The sequence below is a fragment of the Leucobacter holotrichiae genome (assembly GCF_055791005.1).
The window spans coordinates 37557-54936 of the sequence record NZ_JBVUAC010000009.1; the positions used below are offsets into that span (position 1 = coordinate 37557).

Annotated in this window: 18 protein-coding genes; 16 read left to right on the plus strand and 2 right to left on the minus strand. The window is 67.0% G+C overall.

Going from position 1 to position 17380, the window contains the following annotated elements:
- Window positions 1–15 precede the first annotated feature (15 nt).
- From AC0KXF_RS11900 to AC0KXF_RS11910, 3 genes are read left to right on the plus strand one after another with little or no spacing between them, the layout of a single operon-like run.
- Window positions 16–954, plus strand: a complete 939-nt coding sequence (locus AC0KXF_RS11900; RefSeq protein ID WP_473109393.1) for an ABC transporter substrate-binding protein — start codon at window positions 16–18, stop codon at window positions 952–954.
- Window positions 951–1943 carry an amino acid ABC transporter permease gene (locus tag AC0KXF_RS11905; RefSeq protein ID WP_473109394.1) on the plus strand — a complete coding sequence of 331 codons (993 nt, stop codon included), beginning with the start codon at window positions 951–953 and terminating at the stop codon, window positions 1941–1943. Before AC0KXF_RS11900 ends, AC0KXF_RS11905 begins: the two co-directional genes overlap by 4 nt.
- Entirely contained in the window at window positions 1940–2752 is an 813-nt protein-coding gene (locus AC0KXF_RS11910) for an amino acid ABC transporter ATP-binding protein (protein ID WP_473109395.1), read from the plus strand. The genes AC0KXF_RS11905 and AC0KXF_RS11910 overlap by 4 nt, the downstream gene beginning before the upstream one ends.
- Before the next feature lie 10 nt (window positions 2753–2762).
- On the opposite strand, the gene AC0KXF_RS11915 is transcribed toward AC0KXF_RS11910, so the two are convergent.
- Complete coding sequence (locus tag AC0KXF_RS11915) at window positions 2763–3608, minus strand: Sir2 family NAD-dependent protein deacetylase (RefSeq protein WP_473109396.1); 846 nt, start codon at window positions 3606–3608, stop codon at window positions 2763–2765.
- Window positions 3609–3945: 337 nt separating this feature from the next.
- Between AC0KXF_RS11915 and pyrE the strand changes: the two genes are divergently transcribed.
- The 9 genes from pyrE to AC0KXF_RS11960 all read left to right on the plus strand — a co-directional run bounded on the left by pyrE (window position 3946) and on the right by AC0KXF_RS11960 (window position 13274).
- Window positions 3946–4500, plus strand: coding sequence for an orotate phosphoribosyltransferase (pyrE, locus tag AC0KXF_RS11920; RefSeq protein WP_473109397.1), 555 nt, complete (start codon window positions 3946–3948; stop codon window positions 4498–4500).
- Window positions 4501–4887: 387 nt separating this feature from the next.
- Entirely contained in the window at window positions 4888–5385 is a 498-nt protein-coding gene (locus AC0KXF_RS11925; protein WP_473109398.1) for a RidA family protein, read from the plus strand.
- A 29-nt stretch (window positions 5386–5414) separates the two neighbouring features.
- Window positions 5415–6569: an ABC transporter substrate-binding protein gene (locus AC0KXF_RS11930; protein ID WP_473109399.1), complete on the plus strand. Its 1155-nt coding sequence runs from the start codon at window positions 5415–5417 to the stop codon at window positions 6567–6569.
- Window positions 6570–6651: 82 nt separating this feature from the next.
- Complete coding sequence (locus AC0KXF_RS11935; protein WP_473109400.1) at window positions 6652–7557, plus strand: branched-chain amino acid ABC transporter permease; 906 nt, start codon at window positions 6652–6654, stop codon at window positions 7555–7557.
- Window positions 7558–7559: 2 nt separating this feature from the next.
- Complete coding sequence (locus AC0KXF_RS11940; RefSeq protein ID WP_473109401.1) at window positions 7560–9416, plus strand: branched-chain amino acid ABC transporter ATP-binding protein/permease; 1857 nt, start codon at window positions 7560–7562, stop codon at window positions 9414–9416.
- On the plus strand, window positions 9413–10126 hold the full coding sequence (locus AC0KXF_RS11945) for an ABC transporter ATP-binding protein (protein ID WP_473109402.1): 714 nt from the start codon (window positions 9413–9415) through the stop codon (window positions 10124–10126). The genes AC0KXF_RS11940 and AC0KXF_RS11945 overlap by 4 nt, the downstream gene beginning before the upstream one ends.
- Before the next feature lie 69 nt (window positions 10127–10195).
- Window positions 10196–10921 (plus strand): FadR/GntR family transcriptional regulator, encoded by a 726-nt coding sequence (locus AC0KXF_RS11950; RefSeq protein WP_473109403.1) that lies wholly within the window; start codon window positions 10196–10198, stop codon window positions 10919–10921.
- Window positions 10918–12447 carry a gamma-glutamyltransferase family protein gene (locus tag AC0KXF_RS11955; protein ID WP_473109404.1) on the plus strand — a complete coding sequence of 510 codons (1530 nt, stop codon included), beginning with the start codon at window positions 10918–10920 and terminating at the stop codon, window positions 12445–12447. Before AC0KXF_RS11950 ends, AC0KXF_RS11955 begins: the two co-directional genes overlap by 4 nt.
- 53 nt (window positions 12448–12500) lie before the next feature.
- Complete coding sequence (locus tag AC0KXF_RS11960; RefSeq protein WP_473109405.1) at window positions 12501–13274, plus strand: sulfite exporter TauE/SafE family protein; 774 nt, start codon at window positions 12501–12503, stop codon at window positions 13272–13274.
- A gap of 15 nt (window positions 13275–13289) precedes the next feature.
- Here AC0KXF_RS11960 and AC0KXF_RS11965 read toward each other — a convergent pair whose 3' ends face one another.
- Window positions 13290–14279 (minus strand): Lrp/AsnC family transcriptional regulator, encoded by a 990-nt coding sequence (locus AC0KXF_RS11965; protein WP_473109406.1) that lies wholly within the window; start codon window positions 14277–14279, stop codon window positions 13290–13292.
- 24 nt (window positions 14280–14303) lie between these two features.
- On the opposite strand from AC0KXF_RS11965, the gene AC0KXF_RS11970 reads away from it, so the two are divergent.
- The 4 genes from AC0KXF_RS11970 to AC0KXF_RS11985 all read left to right on the plus strand — a co-directional run bounded on the left by AC0KXF_RS11970 (window position 14304) and on the right by AC0KXF_RS11985 (window position 17283).
- Window positions 14304–15608: an amidase gene (locus AC0KXF_RS11970; RefSeq protein ID WP_473109476.1), complete on the plus strand. Its 1305-nt coding sequence runs from the start codon at window positions 14304–14306 to the stop codon at window positions 15606–15608.
- A 51-nt stretch (window positions 15609–15659) separates the two neighbouring features.
- Entirely contained in the window at window positions 15660–15968 is a 309-nt protein-coding gene (locus AC0KXF_RS11975) for a hypothetical protein (protein WP_473109407.1), read from the plus strand.
- A gap of 124 nt (window positions 15969–16092) precedes the next feature.
- Window positions 16093–16257: a hypothetical protein gene (locus tag AC0KXF_RS11980; protein WP_473109408.1), complete on the plus strand. Its 165-nt coding sequence runs from the start codon at window positions 16093–16095 to the stop codon at window positions 16255–16257.
- 6 nt (window positions 16258–16263) lie between these two features.
- Window positions 16264–17283 carry a carboxyl transferase domain-containing protein gene (locus AC0KXF_RS11985; RefSeq protein WP_473109409.1) on the plus strand — a complete coding sequence of 340 codons (1020 nt, stop codon included), beginning with the start codon at window positions 16264–16266 and terminating at the stop codon, window positions 17281–17283.
- Window positions 17284–17380: the final 97 nt, after the last annotated feature.

Genomic DNA, 17380 nt, shown 5'->3' on the forward strand with positions numbered 1-17380 from the left:
GACGAAGGAGCACTCATGAAGAAGACCACACTCGCACTGATAGCTGCTTCGGCTGTTCTCGCGCTGGCCGCCACAGGCTGCGCGAACGGCGGCGGCGATTCGGGCGGCGCAGAACCCGCGAAGAGCTCCGAGGGTTCGAACCTGCCCGTGGGCGACGAGATCAGCACGACCGTCGATCCGGAACTCACGGAGATGCTTCCCCAGAGCGTCGTCGACAAGGGGCGGATCGACGTGGCTGTGGATATCCCCTTCCCGCCGATGGCCATGTACGACGAGAACAACCGGGAGATCGGATTCGATCCCGAGCTCGGCCGTCTCATCGGGCAGAAGCTCGGCATCGATGTCTCCCTGAACAAGCAGGCCTTCGACTCGGTGATTCCTTCGCTGCAAGCCGGCAGGAACGACATCATCATGAGCGGCATGAACGATACCCCCGAGCGCCAGGAGACGCTGAGCTTCGTCGACTACACGTATGGCGGGTTCGCCATCGCCGTGAAGAAGGGCAACCCCGAGGGGATCACCACGCAGAAGGACCTGTGCGGACTCACCGTCTCCGTGCAGAAGGCGACCGTGCAGGGAGACCTGCTGCGTGCGATGGACTGCGGCATCAACGTGATGGAACTCCCCTCGGACCTCGATGCGCAGACGGCCCTCCGTGCCGGCAAGAGTCAGGCCTATACGGCAGACGCCGTCGTGGCGGAGTACGTCGTCGCCACCACCGACGACGGCAACGCGTTCGAGATCGTGCGCGACCCGGAAAATCCTTCCGGCTTCAACCCGGTCTACAGCGGCATCGGCATGCTCAAGAGCGAGACCGAGCTCATCGAGGCGGTACAGGCCGCGCTGCAGGCGCTCATCGACGAGGGCACGTACCAGGAGGTGCTCGACCGCAACAACATCGGCGCCTACGCCGTCGAATCCGCCGAGGTGAACCAGGGGGCCGACGCCTCGTGAACGCTTCGACCGTCCTCCCCGCTCACACAGAGCCGAACCGGGTCTTCTCGACCGAGGATGATGTCGAGGCGATCCCTCTGCGCCGCCCCTGGCGGTGGATCAGCGCCGTCATCGTGCTCGCCATCGTCGTGTGGTTCGTCACGGTCATCGCGACGAACCCGAATCTCGACTTCGACGCGGTCGGCGAGTTCATCTTCGACGCCCGTATCCTCGAGGGCGTCTGGCTCACCATCCTCATCACGGTCATCTCGATGGTGGTGTCGACCGTGCTGGCGATCATCATCGCCGCGATGCGCCTGTCCTCCAACCCCGTTCTCGTGAGCGTCGCCTGGTTCTACGTGTGGGCGTTCCGCGGTACGCCGGTGCTCGTCCAGATCGTGCTCTGGGGCTATCTCGGGCTGCTCTTCGATCAGATCCGCCTGGGCATCCCCCTCACCGACGTGGTCTTCTGGTCGATGGATACGAACGCCCTGGTCACCCCGTTCGTCGCCGGTCTGCTCGCGCTCACGCTCAATCAGGCAGCCTACTCGTCCGAGATCGTGCGAGCCGGCATGATGTCGGTGGACGAGGGGCAGCGCGAGGCCTCGTACTCGCTCGGGATGGCGCCGCTCTACACCTTCCGGAGAATTCTTCTGCCGCAGGCGATGCGAGTCATCATTCCGCCGATGGGCAACGAACTCATCTCGATGCTGAAGAACACGTCGCTGCTCTCGGTGATCGCGGTGATGGAGCTGTATACGCAGGCCTCCGTTATCTCCTCGTCGAACCTCAAGCAGGTCGAACTGCTCATCGTCGTGAGCATCTGGTATCTCTTCATGACGAGCGTCCTTTCGGTGCCGCAGTACTATCTCGAACGTCGCTTCGGGCGCGGGAGTTCGCGCAATCTGCCGCCCACGCCGCTCCAGCGGGTCAAGGCTGCTCTGGGGAACCGCAAACCGGGTCCGGCCCCGGCCCCGCCGACCAACGTCGTAGAGGTGATTGGAGAATGAGCGTGACCGAGATCAATGCGCCCGCGGAGCCCTCGACCGCGCCCTCGCCCGACGCCCTCGTGCAGATCCGCCGGGTGCGCAAGAGCTTCGGCGCGCACCAGGTGCTGCGCGACATCTCGCTCTCCGTTCCAGCGGGGTCGGTGACGGTTCTGCTCGGGCCGTCAGGGTCGGGCAAGTCGACGCTGCTTCGTTGCGTGAACCACCTGGAAACCATCGACGGCGGTCGAATCATCGTCGACGGTGACCTCATCGGCTACCGGCAGAACGGGCAGAAGACCCACGAGATGACGCCCCGCCAGATCGCGAAGCAGCGGCGGAACATCGGGATGGTCTTCCAGCGTTTCAACCTGTTTCCGCACCTCACCGCCCTCGAGAACATCATGGAGGCTCCGGTCGGCGTGGCCAAGCGGAGCCGCGAGGCCGTGAAGAAGCAGGCGTTCGAACTGCTCGAGCGCGTCGGACTCTCCGAGTTCGCGAAGCACTATCCTGCCCAGCTCTCGGGCGGTCAGCAGCAGCGCGTCGCCATCGCCCGGGCGCTCGCGATGGATCCGAAGCTCATGCTCTTCGACGAGCCGACCTCGGCGCTCGACCCAGAACTCGTGGGGGATGTGCTCGACGTGATGAAGGAGCTCGCCCGTGACGGCATGACGATGATCGTGGTGACGCACGAGATCGGTTTCGCGCGAGGGGTGGCGGATCAGGTCGTGTTCATGGACGGGGGAGTGGTCGTCGAGGCCGGACCGCCGAGCGAAGTGCTCGACAACCCGCAGCGGCAGCGCACGCGCAACTTCCTCGAGAGCGTGAAGTAGTCGCGCGACTTCAGCCGAGTGCGGCGGTGAGGGCGGTGAGCGTCTCGCTCGTGCCGCCCTCGATTCGCACCCGCGTCGATTCGCGGTGATCCGCCGATGTCGGGCCCCGGTTGATCACCGCGACCGGGATCCCGCGCCGCTCCGCCCGGTGCACGAGCCGCACGCCGGTGTTCACCGCGAGCGAGGTGCCGACGAGCAGCAGGGCGCTCGCGTCGCGCACGAGAGTCTCCGCCACGGCGAAGACCTCGGGCGGCACGGTCTCGCCGAAGTAGACCACGTCGGGGCGCAGGATCCCGCCGCACACGGCGCAGCTCGGCACCTCCACGCGATCCGTGTCCGAGACCCTGGCGTCGCCGTCGGGAGCGATCTCGGCCCCCGCGTGCTCCTCCGCGAAGCCGGGGTTGAGATCGTCGAACCAGCTGAGCACCTCGGCGCGGCTCCACCGGTTGCCGCAGTCCACGCAGCGGATCACGCTGCCGTTGCCGTGCAACTCGACGACGGTGCGCGATCCCGCCCTCCGATGCAGGTTGTCGACGTTCTGGGTGATGACGCCGTCGATGCGTCCCGCGGCCTCGAGCCGTGCGAGCGCGAGGTGCCCGGCGTTCGGCGCGACGTTCGCCGAGCGCAGGAACCCGACGCGCGCACCCGCCCAGAACCTGCGGCGGTAGGCCTCGTCGTGCATGAACTGCGAGATGCTCATCGGCGTGCGCGGCGGCGTGCCGGCGCCGCGGTAGTCGGGGATGCCGGAGTCGGTGCTGACCCCCGCCCCCGTCAGCACGGCGGCTGGGCCATGCTCGAAGAGCGCGGCGAGCGCGGCGAGCGCGTCGATCGGATCCTGCGGCCCCTTGGTCCCCATGGCCCCCACGGTACCTCAGCGCCGGCATCCGGCCGTGCGGCAGCCGGCATCCGCCATCCGCCATCCGTCATCCGCCATCCGTCATCCGTCATCCACCATCCGTCATCCACCATCCGCCAGGGAGGCGATCGTCTCCCATGCGGTCCGTTCCCGGCAGATTCGCCCGCCTGAAACGCGATCTCCTCCCTGGCGGCGGGTGGGTTGGCGACGGATGGGTGGGTGTCTGCTGGGGTGGCGGCGGGTGGGTTAGCGATGGGTTGGCGGCGGGTGGCTGGGCTGGCGGGTAGGGAATGGGCTGGGCCGTCTGGCTGGGCCGGCGGCGGATAGAATCGATCCCATGACGACTGCGCGCGAACAGCTCATCGACCTCATCACGAGCGAGGCCGTGTTCCACGGCGACTTCACCCTCACGAGCGGCAAGAAGGCCACCTACTACATCGATCTGCGCAAGCTGAGCCTCGACCACCGTGCGGCTCCGCTCATCGGACAGGTGATGCTCGATCTCATCGACGACATCGACGGTGTGGTCGCGGTCGGCGGCCTCACCATGGGGGCCGACCCCATCGCCTCAGCGATCATGCACCAGGGCGTCGCGCGCGGCAAGGTACACGACTCGTTCGTGGTGCGCAAGGAGCCGAAGGACCACGGCCGCGGGCGTCAGGTCGAGGGCCCCGACCTCGAGGGCAAGCGCGTCGTCGTGGTCGAGGACACCTCGACCACCGGCGGGTCGCCGCTGAAGGCCATCGAGGCGCTGAAGAAGGTGGGTGCCGAGATCGCGGCGGTGGCCGTGGTGGTGGATCGCCAGGCCCCGGCGAAGGCCCGCATCGAAGAAGCGGGCTACGAGTACCGCTACGCCATCGGCCTCGACGACCTGGGGCTGCAGCCGCAGTAGCAGCCTTGGCGGCGGCCCGTCGTAGTACGGCCGCCGACCCTCACTCCTCCAGCGGCTCGAGCACGCGGCTACGCGCTGACTGATAATTCTCGAGCTGATCATTATCACTTACGGGCTTAAGTGATAATGCCCGAAAGGCGGAAATCGCATGACGTGCGCACGCACGTCATGCGATTTCCGCCTTTCGCGTATGGGTGCCGTTCGGATCCGCCGCACCCGGGCCGAGGCACCCGCCGTGTATCGATCTTGTTGCGGGCTCGAAAAATATCCGGCCGCGGGGTTTTGCTCTTTCTCCGATCGCTGTAGCATCATCAACAGTCGGTCATTTGGTCTGACCAATAATCCGACTATTCCGATGTATCAATGACGATCAGAAGGAGAAACATAGTGACTGTTTCATATGAAGCACGCGTGGCGGAGCTGGGCCTTGATATCCCTGATTACAGCAACGGCGGCTACCACGGGACCCATTACGGCTCGATGAAGGCGTTTCACAAGACCGGAAATCTGCTTTTCCTCTCGGGCCATGTGGCCGATATCGTCGGGCACAACGGCCAGCCGACGCACGCCGGTCGTCTCGGAGCCGAGGTGACCATCGAGCAGGGCTACGCCGAGGCGCGCCAAACCGCGTTGAACTGCCTGGGAACTATGCGCCTCGCACTCGGCTCTCTCGACAAAGTGAAGTGCTTGGTGAACTCGCTGAACTTCGTCGTCGCTGCGCCGGACTTCGTGGACGTGAACCTGGTCTCCTCGGGTGCCACCGATCTCTTCCGAGACGTGTTCGGCGAGGAGAACGGCCTTGGTGGCCGCGCTACGATCGGCGTCACCTCACTCGCAGCGAATCACTGCTTTGAAAACTGGATGACGATCGAGACGATCGACTGACCTCCGAACCGACGGAAGTGATGAGAATGTTGAGCAAGAGAACAGCCAAGCTGGCGGCCGTCGCGGGGATCGCGGTGCTCGCGCTGAGCGCGTGCTCCTCCGGAGGCTCGGATGGCTCGGGCGACGGGGGAAACTCGGAGGGTGCCATCCCCATCGGGTACACCGCCACTCTGTCGGGTGACTTCGCCAGCTACGGCCTTGAGATGCGCGAGGGCATCGACCTCGCGATCGAGGAGATCAATGCGGGTGGCGGGGTGCTGGGTCGCGATCTCGCTCTCGACGGCGTGGATGACGAGGGCAAACCCGCCAACGGTCCCGTGATTGCGCAGGAGTTCTGCGACGACGCCGAGGTTCCGGTAGTTCTCGGTTTCAGCTTCTCGAGCGTCGCGTTGTCCGGGCTGCCGATCTACACCCAGTGCGGCTTGCCGATCATCGCGTCGGCGGTAACGTCTCCCGAGTTGAGCGGAGCTAGCGACATCTTCTTCCGTACCGTGTTCACTGACGCCTATCAGGGTGCAGAAGCGGCGAAGTTCATCTCCGAGAACCGAGGTGTGAAGAAGGTCGCGGTGCTGTATCAGCAAGACGACTACGGGAAGGGTGTCGCCGATGCCTTCTCGGAGGGCATCGAGGAGGCCGGAGGAACGGTCACGAGTTCGCAGGCCTACCAACTGGGCACCGTGAACTTCGCCAGCACGGTAGACGCGGCGCTGAAGGACGACCCCGATGCGGTCTTCATCGGCGGCTTCTACACGGAGGCGGGCAAGATCGTGAATCAGATCCGCGACGCCGGATCCGAGTTGCCGATCTTCGCTTCGGACGGTGCGGCCAGCCCGCTCTTCCTGGATCTCGCAGGTGCTAACGGGGAAGGCGTGGAAGTCTACTCGGCCTTCTCCGCCAGCGATGACAGTCCAGAAGCCAGCGCCTTCGTCGAAGCATTCAAGGCGAAGTACGACAAGGAGCCGAGTTCCTGGGCCGCACTCGCGTACGACGCCACCAACATCGCCGCCCAGGCGATGGAGAGCGCGGGATCGACTGATCGCGCAGCTGTCGCCGAGGCCATTGCAGCAACGGAGGGGTTCGCGGGAGTGTCGGGTGAGATCAGTTTCGACGAAGGCGGTGATCGCGTCGGTGACCTCACCTTCCAACGCGTCGAGGACGGAGAGTTCGTAGTCATCAAGGAATAGGCGCCTCGGTGGGTACCTGATCGTGTTTCAGGTGCCCACCGGGAACCTTAACCCGTTCCCGAGCATGCTACGGAGATAGGCAATGCAAGAAATTATCAACGGACTCGCGGTCGGCGGCATCTATGGGCTCCTCGCCGTTGCATTCAGCGTGGTCTACGGAGTTCTCGGCATGGTGAACTTCGCCTTCGGCGAGATATTCATGTTCGGGGCCGTCGGCGCTCTTGTCGCTGGCCAGACCAACATCGTCATCGCGGACGCGAATGTCGCCGGGCCGGCTCTGCCAGGTTGGGCGGCGATTCTCTTCGGACTCGTCGTCGGTTCACTCATAGGGTGGCTCATCGAAAGGGTTGCCTACAGACCGTTGCGCAACGCACCGATCCTATCCATGTTGATCACCGCGATCGCGGTATCGATGCTGCTGCGGGCCGTGGCGACCTTCCTCTTCGGCGCGGCTCAGCTTCCAGTACCCCGTCCTGAGTTGGGAGACCCGCTCAACATCCTCGGCGCGAGGGTGCAGCGTATAGACGTCATCGTGCTCGCGGTAGCCGTGGTCGTGACGCTTGCCTTCTGGGCGGTGATCCGATTCACCCCGATCGGACGTGCCATTCGCGCGACCGCCGAGGATAAAGATGCGGCGCGGCTCATGGGAATCGGGGTCGACAGGGTCATCTCGACGACGTTCGTGCTCGGCTCCGCACTCGCGGCTGTGGCGGGTTTGCTCTACTCGCAGCGCTACGGCTTCGCAGCCGCGACGATGGGTTTCCTGCCGGGTCTCAAAGCCCTGGTCGCCGCGGTGCTCGGAGGAATCGGGAGCATTCCCGGCGCCTTCGTGGGCGGCCTGGTACTCGGCGTCAGTGAAGAGCTCGCCGCCGCCTACGTTCCCCAGGGATCCGCCTACCGCGACGTGATCGCTTTCGGAATCCTCGTGATCATCCTCTGGCTCCGCCCGCAGGGACTGCTCGGCCGTCGAGAAGTACAGAAGGTCTAACGATGTCGAACACCTACACCGCCCCCATCGTCGTCCTCAAGCAGGATCACGGCCTCAAACGCTGGGTCTGGCCCGGGATCTTCCTGCTCGTGGGGCTTCTCGCCCCGCTCGCTCTGCCCGGAGACAAGTGGATCCGCGTCGCGGCCCTCGCACTCGTCTACGTCGCGCTCGCCTCGGGATTGAACATCCTGGTCGGCATCACCGGCCTCCTCGATCTCGGCTACATCGCCTTCTTCATCGTGGGTGCATACACGACGGCGATATTCTGCACTCGAACCTTCGGCGCAGATCTCGCCGACAACCCCGCGGCGCTCGCCTGGATACTCCCGGTCAGTATCGTGGCGGCGATCATCTTCGCGGGCATCGCGGGCTCGATCATCGGATATCCGACGCTCCGCGCCCGCGGCGACTATCTCGCCATCATGACCCTCGCCTTCGGAGAGATCGTCCGCATCGTGTCGATCAACTGGACAGATTTCACCGGCGGCGCGGTCGGCATTCGGAACATCCCCGCGCTCACCTTCACCGGCGAGATCGTGCCACCGCTGACGACTTACTACATCGTCTTCCTCGTCGTGGTCATCCTCGTGGTGGCGCTGGCCTCGCTCATCGCGTCTCCTGTCGGCCGGGCATGGGTGGCCATCCGCGAGGACGAACTCGTGGCATCTTCGATGGGGATCCGCACGCGCCGCTACAAGCTGCTCGCATACGTGGTCGGAGCTTCCACGGCCGGTGTCATCGGAGTGTTCTTCGCCCATATGAATCAGTTCGTGAACCCCGATAGCTTCACACTCGAGGACAATTTCATCGTGCTGAGCCTGGTCATTCTCGGCGGAGCGGGCACGCTCTGGGGGCCGGTCACCGGGGCGGTGCTGTGGATCTTCTTCCAGGCGGTCGCGAAGGACATCCCCCTCATCCAGGCCCACCCCGAGTTCCGCACCGGCTTCCTGGCACTCATCGTCGTGATCCTCATGATCCTGCGCCCCGGCGGGATCATCTCGAAGCGACTCGAACTCACCCGGGCTCGCGGCAGGAAGGAAGAGCCCGTCGGCAAGCTCGTCGTGAACGAGTCGGCGGCTCCAGAGGCCACAGGCGAGCCGGTGCTGCGGGTGGAGAACGTCAAGCAGGTCTTCGGCGGGCTCGTCGCGCTCGAGGCGGTGACATTCGAGCTGAGACACGGGGAAGTTCTCGGCCTCATGGGGCCGAACGGGGCCGGTAAATCCACCCTGCTCAACGCGATCTCCGGGGTCACCAGAGCGACTTCGGGCACTATCGAACTGCGCGGGGAACAGACGCAGAGCCTCGAATCCAGTGCGGTCTCCATGCGCGGCATCGCGCGGACATTCCAGACGGTACGACTGTTCTGGGACATGACGGTGCTCGAGAATCTCCTGGTCGGCGGCCACTCCCGACTCGCCGGCTTCGCGCCGAAGTTCCTCTCCCCCTTCCCATTCGTGCGCCGCCCCGAGCGTGTAACGGTGGAGGAGGCCGAGCAGGTGCTCGCGTTCATGGATGCCTGGGACAGCCGAGACAAGCGCGCCTCCTCGCTTGACGCCTATCAGCAGCGTCGCGTGGAGATCGCGCGGGCGCTCATGACCCGGCCGAACGTGCTGCTGCTCGACGAGCCGGCGGCTGGCCTGAACGAGAGCGAAACGCGGGATCTCGCCCGCCATATCGAGCGGATTCGAGAACGCGGGATCGACGTCATCCTCATCGAGCACGATATGGATCTGCTCATGGGCGTCTCTGATCGGATCATCGTCCTCGACCACGGCGTGATCATCGCGGATGGTACACCTGCTGAGATCCGAGTGAATCCCGAAGTGCTCGAAGCCTACCTTGGGAGTGATGCGAAGTGAGGATCCTCGATATCGAAGACCTGAATGTCCGATACGGCGTAGTCAGGGCAGTCACCGATGTCGACATGCATGTGGACGATGGTGAGCTGGTGGTTGTGGTAGGAGCGAACGGGGCGGGCAAGAGCAGTCTGTTGCGTTCGATTGCCGGACTCTGCAAGAGCCGAGGCAGGATCGGTTTCCTGGGAACGGACGTCTCGGCGCAACGCGCGGAGCAGCACGTGCGGTCCGGGCTCTCGCTCGTGCCCGAAGGCCGGCATATCTTCGGCAGGATGTCGGTGTATGAGAACCTGCAGATCGCTCACTGGGGTGCGTCGTCCGATTTCTCCGCAGAGATCGGGAGCGTTTTTGAGCTCTTTCCACGCCTCGAGGAGCGCCGGAACCAGATCGCCGCGACGCTTTCAGGAGGGGAGCAGCAGATGCTCGCACTTTCTCGGGCACTCATCAGACGTCCGCGATTGCTTATGCTGGATGAGCCGTCGATGGGTCTGGCCCCGAAGGTGGTTGCGCAAATGTTCGAAGTGATTGCTGAAATCAACCGATCGGGCACGAGTGTGCTGCTGATCGAGCAGAACGCCAGAATGGCGCTCGCAATCGCGGACAGGGGCTACCTCATGGAAACCGGGAGGATCTCAGGTGGAGGTGATGCGAAGGCCATGCTCGAGGACGAGCAGCTGCACGAAGCCTACTTCGGCAAGAGCACGGAAACGTGACGTCGGGAGGGGACGAGAGCGGCCATCGGGCCTGCATGGAGGCAAACGAAGCGAGAATGGAAGTGCACAATGGATTGGGAATCGATCAGCAGAGGGGAGACTCTCTCGGTACCCGACCGGCTCTCGGTCGATCTCGAGCGTCTGATTCTCGAGGGTGATCTCACCCCCGGAGAGAAGCTTCCCGCCGAACGGGAACTCGCGCAGCATCTCGGAGTCTCCCGGGTCTCGATCCGAGAGGCACTGCGTGAACTCGAGAACCGTGGTCTCATCGATCGCAAGCCCGGACGAGGCACCATCGTGCTCCGGCCGGGGGAACGGGCCGCGATCTCCGACGATCTGCTCGACACGGTTGCCGCGTTGCAGCCGGCTCTCCAGGACATCATGGAGCTGCGTGCGATCGTGGAGCCGCCGATCGCCCGACTTACCGCGAGCCGGGCGACGCCTCGCGACCTGGCGCAGCTGCGTGAGCTCGTCGAGGCGATGGAAAAGGACGTCACTAAGGAGCGTTACGCGGAGCTCGATCGGGCTTTCCATCAGTCCATTTCCCAGTACACCCACAACCCGTTGCTCGCGCTCATCAACGAGCAGATCGCGCAGCAGATTGCCCCGAGTCGTGCGAATCGATATCAGACGAAGGAACGGCGGGAAGCATCGAGCGCGGCCCACCGGCGCATCTTCGAGGCGATCGCCGCGCGCGACGGTGCTCTCGCAGAGCGCGAGGCCCGCGAGCACGTACTCGATATCGCGCAGCAAATCGCCCTCGCCGGGCGGGAGAAGGAGACGAAGCTGCCATGAATCATCCACGCGGAGCGATCTCGACCTCGCATCACCTCGCCACCGAGGCGGGAGCGGCGGAGCTCGAGGCCGGCGGCAACGCGATCGACGCGGCGCTCGCCGCAGCGGCGGCGCTGTGCGTCGTGTATCCGAACAACGTGGCGCTCGGCGGGGACCTGGTCGCGCTCGTTCGCAGCCCCGAGGGAGAGATCCGCTTCCTGAACGCGACGGGCACTGCGCCGGCTGCGCAGTCGCTCGACGCGCTTCGCGAGGCCTACGGAGAGATGCTTCCGCTGCGGGGGATCGACACCGTGACCGTGCCCGGGGGCGTGCGCGGTTGGGCGGCGCTGCACGAGTTCGGCGCCACTCGCAGCTGGGCCCAGCACTTGGAGGCCGCGATCCGCTACGCCGACGAGGGGGTGCCGACCGCCCGATCGGTGGCTGCTGCCATCGTCGCGGAGCGCGAGGTGCTCGACCTCGATCCGGGGTGCCGCAGCGTGTTCATCCCCGACGGCCTCCCGCTCGTGCAGGGGCAGCCCCTCGTGCAGCCGGCGCTCGCAGCCTCCCTGCGCCGCCTGGCGGAGCGCGGAGCCGACGAGTTCTACGAGGGCGAGCTCGCGCAGCGCTGGGTGGCGGGGCTGCAGGCGCTCGGCTCGAAGATCTCCCTCGAGGACGCGGCCGGGTACACCGCCTTCTGGGACGACCCGCTCGAGGGCGACTTCGACGGACATCGCGTCATCACGGGTCCGCCGAACACCTCCGGGTTCATCCTGCTGCGCGCGCTGCAGGACATCGCGGGCGGTATCGGCGACCCGCTGGGCGCGGGCGCCGGGGCGCTCGCCGATTCGTTCAGGGGCGGCAACGCGGTGCGCGCGGCGTACCTCGCCGATCCCGCCGCCGGCGGCCCGACCGGAGCCGAACTCATCGCGATGCGGCGGCCCGAGCACCCGCCGCCGCGCGAGGCGAAGCCGAGCGGCGACACGGTCGGGCTGAGCGCCGTCAGCGCCGACGGCTGGGCGGTGTCGCTCATCAACTCGGTGTACTTCGGCTTCGGGGCGGCGGTGCTCGAACCCGAGACCGGCATCCTGTTCCAGAACCGCGGCACGTCGTTCTCGCTCGACCCCGCCTCGCCGAACGCGTTCGCCCCCGGTAGGCGCCCGCGGCACACGCTGATGCCCGTGCTGATCCTGCGCGGCGACGAGCTCGCGTGGGTGTCCGCGACGATGGGCGGATCGGCGCAGCCGCAGATCCACACCCAGCTTCTGCTGCGCTCTCTCGCGGGCGCCACGCCGCACGACGCCACCCACGCGCCGCGCTGGATCGTGGAGGAGCCCGGCGCCGACGGTGTAGTGCGGGTGCTCATCGAGGACGACGTCCCCGACGCCGCTCGCGAGGCCATCGCCGCCCGGTTCGAGCTCAAGACGGTCCCCGCGTACACGGAGGATCTGGGGCATTCGAACCTGATCCGCGTCACCTCGGAGGGGTACGAAGCGGCGAGCGATCCGAGGTCGGACGGCTCGGCGATCGTGGTCGACGGCGCGGGTTGAACGGCGCCGCCGCCTCCGCTCAGCCGAACCGCCCTCTCCTAGAAACGATCTCCATGACTCAATCCATCCGTCCCAGCATCATCGTCCTCGCGCTGCTCGGCGCAGCCACAGGCCTGCTCTCAGGTCTCTTCGGCATAGGAGGCGGTGTGGTGCTCGTGCCGATGCTCGTGATGTTCCTCGGCTTCGAGCAGCGTCTCGCCGCCGGAACGTCGGTCGCCGCGATCCTCCCCGCTGCCGTCGTCGGCGGCATCGGATACTCGCTCCAGGGCAATGTCGACTGGATCGCGGCCGTGCTGCTCGCCGTCGGTGTTGTGATCGGCGCGCAGATCGGCAGCTACCTGCTCTCGAGGGTGCCCACCGGCTTCCTGCGCTGGATGTTCATGGCCTTCCTGCTCGGAGTCGTGATCAGTCTGTGGTTCGTGATCCCGCAGCGAGACGCCGAGATCGACATCACGCTGCTCACCGGATCGCTGCTGGTGCTGACCGGTCTGATCACCGGTGTGCTCTCGGGGTTGCTGGGCGTGGGCGGCGGTGTGATCGTCGTGCCGGTGCTGATGTTCTTCTTCGGATCGAGCGACCTCATCGCGAAGGGCACGTCGCTGATCATGCTCATCCCGGGATCGATCTCGGGCACACTCGGCAATGTGCGCCGCCGCAACGTCGACCTCAGGTCCGCCGCAGTGCTGGGCATCGCCGCGAGCGTGCTCTCCCCCCTCGGCTCGGTGATCGCGACGCACATCCCGCCATTCTGGTCGAACGTCGCGTTCTCGATCCTGCTCGCCTTCATCCTGGGTCAGATGCTCTTCAAGGCGCTGCGCAAGAGGTAGCCGACCGCGCGAGGTTCAAGAGCTCCGGGTCGCAGGAGGCAGCACGACGTCGCTGCGCTTGTGCATGGTGAGCAACCGCTCGGTCTCGACCGTGAGCCGGTCGTCGGCGAACCGGGCCGCGAGGTCGGACACGGCGGACGGCACCTCGCCGCTGTTCCGGCAGGCGAGCATCGCACGCACCGACCCGTCGGCAGTGGTCTCGGCCACCCATCGGGCGCGGGAGTCGGCTGCGATCAGCTCGGCGAGCTCGTCGAGTCGTGAGAGCGGCGCACGCGCGGTGAGGAAGATCTCGTGCGGGAACCCGAGCAGTGCCGGCTCGAGCACCGCCCGGATGCTCACGCGGTCCGAGTGCTGCATGAACTGGATGCGGCGGCGCACCGTCGCCTTCGCGAGGCCGAGCTCGGAGGATATGGCGTCGATGCTCATGCGGCCGTCGCGGATGAGGAGGTCGAGGATCTCGCGATCGACCTGATCGAACTCGTCGAGGGGCCCCTCGGAAGCGTTCAGCGCCGAGGTCTCGTCCTCGCCGAGCACGGCGAGCTGGCCCCGGTCGAGGATGTCGGGCTGCCAGCCGCGCACCGTGCGCCGGTAGTGGTGCAGCGGCGCGAAGGAGTAATCGGTCACCTCCTGAAACGGCAGCTCGCGCTCGATGAAGGCCGCCTGTTCCTCGGGACGTATGAAGCACTCCGCCAGCACGGCGCTCTGCGACATGAGCGTGGAGACCCACAGGGTCTCAGGCCGGTGCGCCAGCCACCGGGCGACGTGCGGCATTTGCCCGGGGCGGCAGCTGAACCGGGCGAGGAACGCGTCGCCACGGCCCGCGAGCAGCGGGTGGGCGAAGGCGGTCACCCGCACGAGACCCTGCTCGAACAACCGGGTCGCCCGTCGTGAGACGGTGCGCTCCTGCAGCCCCGTCGCCTGGGCGATGAGCCGCCAGGGCGCGCGGCCGTTGCGCAGCAGCGCCGCGCAGATGCTCCGGTCGGCCTGGTCCAGCGTTTCGGTCATGAGGGTCATGCGCGCTCGCTCTCACTGTTTCGGTCGCGGATCAACGCCGTGGTGACCGTCGACTTCGAAGCGGCCGAGCGCGCGGCTCGCGCTTCGGACGCGCGCCGGGAACAGGGGCTCGCGCCGCGGCCGCTCGAGGGCCTGCCCGTCGCCGTCAAGGATCTCGAGGACACCGCGGGGCTGCGCACGACCTACGGATCCCTGCTGTACGCGGACCACGTTCCCGAGCAGGACGCGCTCATCGTGCAGCGCATGCGCGACGCGGGTGCCGTGATCTACGGGAAGACCAATACCCCCGAGCAGGGCACCGGATCCCACACCTACAATCGTGTGTTCGGCACCACGACCAACCCGTACGCGACCGACCGCAGCGCCGGCGGATCGAGCGGCGGGGCCGCATCCGCGCTCGCCGCGGGGCTCACCTCGGTGGCCGACGGCTCCGACATGGGCGGATCGCTGCGCAACCCCGCAGCGTTCTGCAACGTGGTCGGTATCCGTCCGACCATCGGGCGCGTGCCCGACCGGCCCGTCTCGGACAGCTGGGACACCCTCGTGACGGGCGGGCCCATGGGCCGCACCGTCGCCGATACCGCTCTGCTGCTCTCGGCGCTCTCGGGAGAGGATCCACGCTCGCCGCTGTCGATCCCTGAGGTCTTTCCCGGAGAGGTGCCGCAGTCGGAGGGTCCGCTCAGGGTGGGGTGGAGCCGCACGCTCGGAGGCCTCGAGATCGAGCGGGGGATATCCGAGGTGCTCGACGGCTCCGGGCTCCCCGCGCTGCGTGAGCTGGGCCACCTCATCACCGAGGTCGAGCCGGATCTCGCCGAGGCCGATCCCGCCTTCCGCACGCTCAGAGCGTTCGGCTACGCGCGGAGTTTCGGCGCTGCGCTGCGGAGCGACCGGGATCGCCTGGGTGTCGAACTCATCGAGAACACCGAGGCGGGCCTGCGCCTCGGGATCGACGACCTGCAGCTGGCGATGGCGCAGCGCGAGCGCATGCTCCAGCGCATGATGAGCCTGTTCGACGACATCGACGTGCTCGCCGCCCCGGTCACCACCGCGCTCCCGTTCCCCGCCGAGAGCTCCTGGCCGCGCGAGATCAACGGCGTGAGCCAGCCCGATTACCTCGAGTGGATGCGGGCCGCGACCCGCATCTCGATCACCGGCTTCACGGCGCTGAGCGTGCCCTGCGGGTTCACGCCAGAGGGGCTCCCCGTCGGGCTGCAGCTGATCGCCCCGCCCCGTCGCGAGGGCAGGATCCTCGCGCTCGCAGCCCAGATCGAACGGCTGCAGCCGCACTGGCTCCGCACGCCCGCGGTCCTCGTCGACTGACCTCCGCTCTATCCAAAACCTGACACCAGATGTGAAGTGCAAAGGAGCATCATGAAACCGAAATTGTTGACGCCGGGAAGGGCCGTGATCGCGGCCATCCCGGTGGCGGGGTTCTTCGCGACCCCGTTCCTCCCGTTCGCGAACGAGCCCACCCTGTGGTTCGGGATCCCGGCGGTGCTCGTCTGGACCGCGGCTCTCGTCCTGCTGACGGTGCTCAGCCTGCAGCTCGTCGAGTCGCTCTACCTGCGTAACGGCGGGCGCGAGCACGACCGGTCGGAGCGCGAGCGCCTCGCCACCGAGCAGATCGAGGCGCTCCGAGCCGAGCGTATCGCCGCCGAGAAGGAAGAGGGTCTGCGATGACCGTCACCGTCATCATCGTTCTCGGGCTCCTCGTCATCGGGGCACTCGACATCGCCAGCCGGCGGCGCCAGAAGAGCATGAGCAACTGGACCGTCGGCAAGCGCGACATCCCCAAGTGGACGTCGTGGTTCCTGCAGGCAGGGGAGTCCCTCACCACCTTCAGCTTCCTGGGGCTCGCCGGATCGCGGGCGCGGTCGCCGCGCACCAGGCCGAGGGCCTGCCGTACCTCACCTACCTGCGGCATCCGTCGACCGGCGGCGTGCTCGCCTCGTTCGGATCGCTCGGGTAGGTCTCGGTGGCGGAGCCGGGCGCGCTGGTCGGCTTCCTCGGCCCGCGCGTCTACGAGGCGCTGTACGGTGAGAAGTTCCCCGAGGGGGTGCAGTCGGCCGAGAACCTCGCGAAGCACGGCGTCATCGATGGCGTCCTGCCGCCCGAGGAGCTGCGCGACATGATCCAGCGGGTGCTGCGCCTGCTCGACCCGCCTACCCGCGCCGAGATCATCGCCCGGGCGGCCGACCCGGGGCGGGCAGGGGAGGAGTCGGCGGGCTCGAGCGAGACGTGGGCCTCGGTGCTGCGCACGCGGGACCGTCGCAGGCCCGGGCTGCGGGAGCTGCTGCGGTACGCGGCGACCGACGTCGTGCCCCTGTCGGGCACGGGGCAGGGAGAGCGGGATCCCGGACTGTCGCTGTGCCTGGCGCGCTTCGGTGGGATCCCCGCCGTCGTGGTGGGGCAGGATCGCCGGATCCAGCGCTCGCACGCGCCCCTCGGGCCGGGCGGGTTGCGCGCGGCCAGGCGCGCGATGCACCTGGCGGAGGAGCTCAAGCTGCCGCTGGTGACCGTGATCGATACGCCGGGCGCGGCACTCTCCCAGACCGCGGAGGAGGGCGGGCTCGCGAGCGAGATCGCGCACTGCCTCGCCGACCTCGCGACGCATCGCGGAGCGACGCTGTCGGTGCTGCTGGGCGAGGGTACCGGGGGCGGGGCCCTCGCGATCCTGCCCGCCGACCGCACGCTCGCCGCCGAGCACGCGTGGCTCTCGCCGCTGCCGCCGGAGGGCGCCTCCGCGATCGTGCACCGCGACACGGAGCACGCACCCGAGCTCGCCGAGCAGCAGGGCGTCGCGTCGGCGAACCTGCTGGCCAACGGCATCGTCGACCGGGTCGTGCCCGAGCTGCCCGATGCGTCGACCGAGATCGAAGCGTTCTGCGCGCGCATGGGCGATGCCATCACCCAGGAGCTCGCCGCGCTCAGCCTGCAGCACCCGGACCGACGCCGGATCGCGCGCCACGACCGATACCGCAGAATCGGGCTGTAGGCGGGGCGGGGCGCCGCGCCGGGGCTCCGGCGCAGACCTCCCGCACCGATGTAGACCTCGCGCACCGTATCGCGGGTCTGCATCGGTGCGGGAGGTC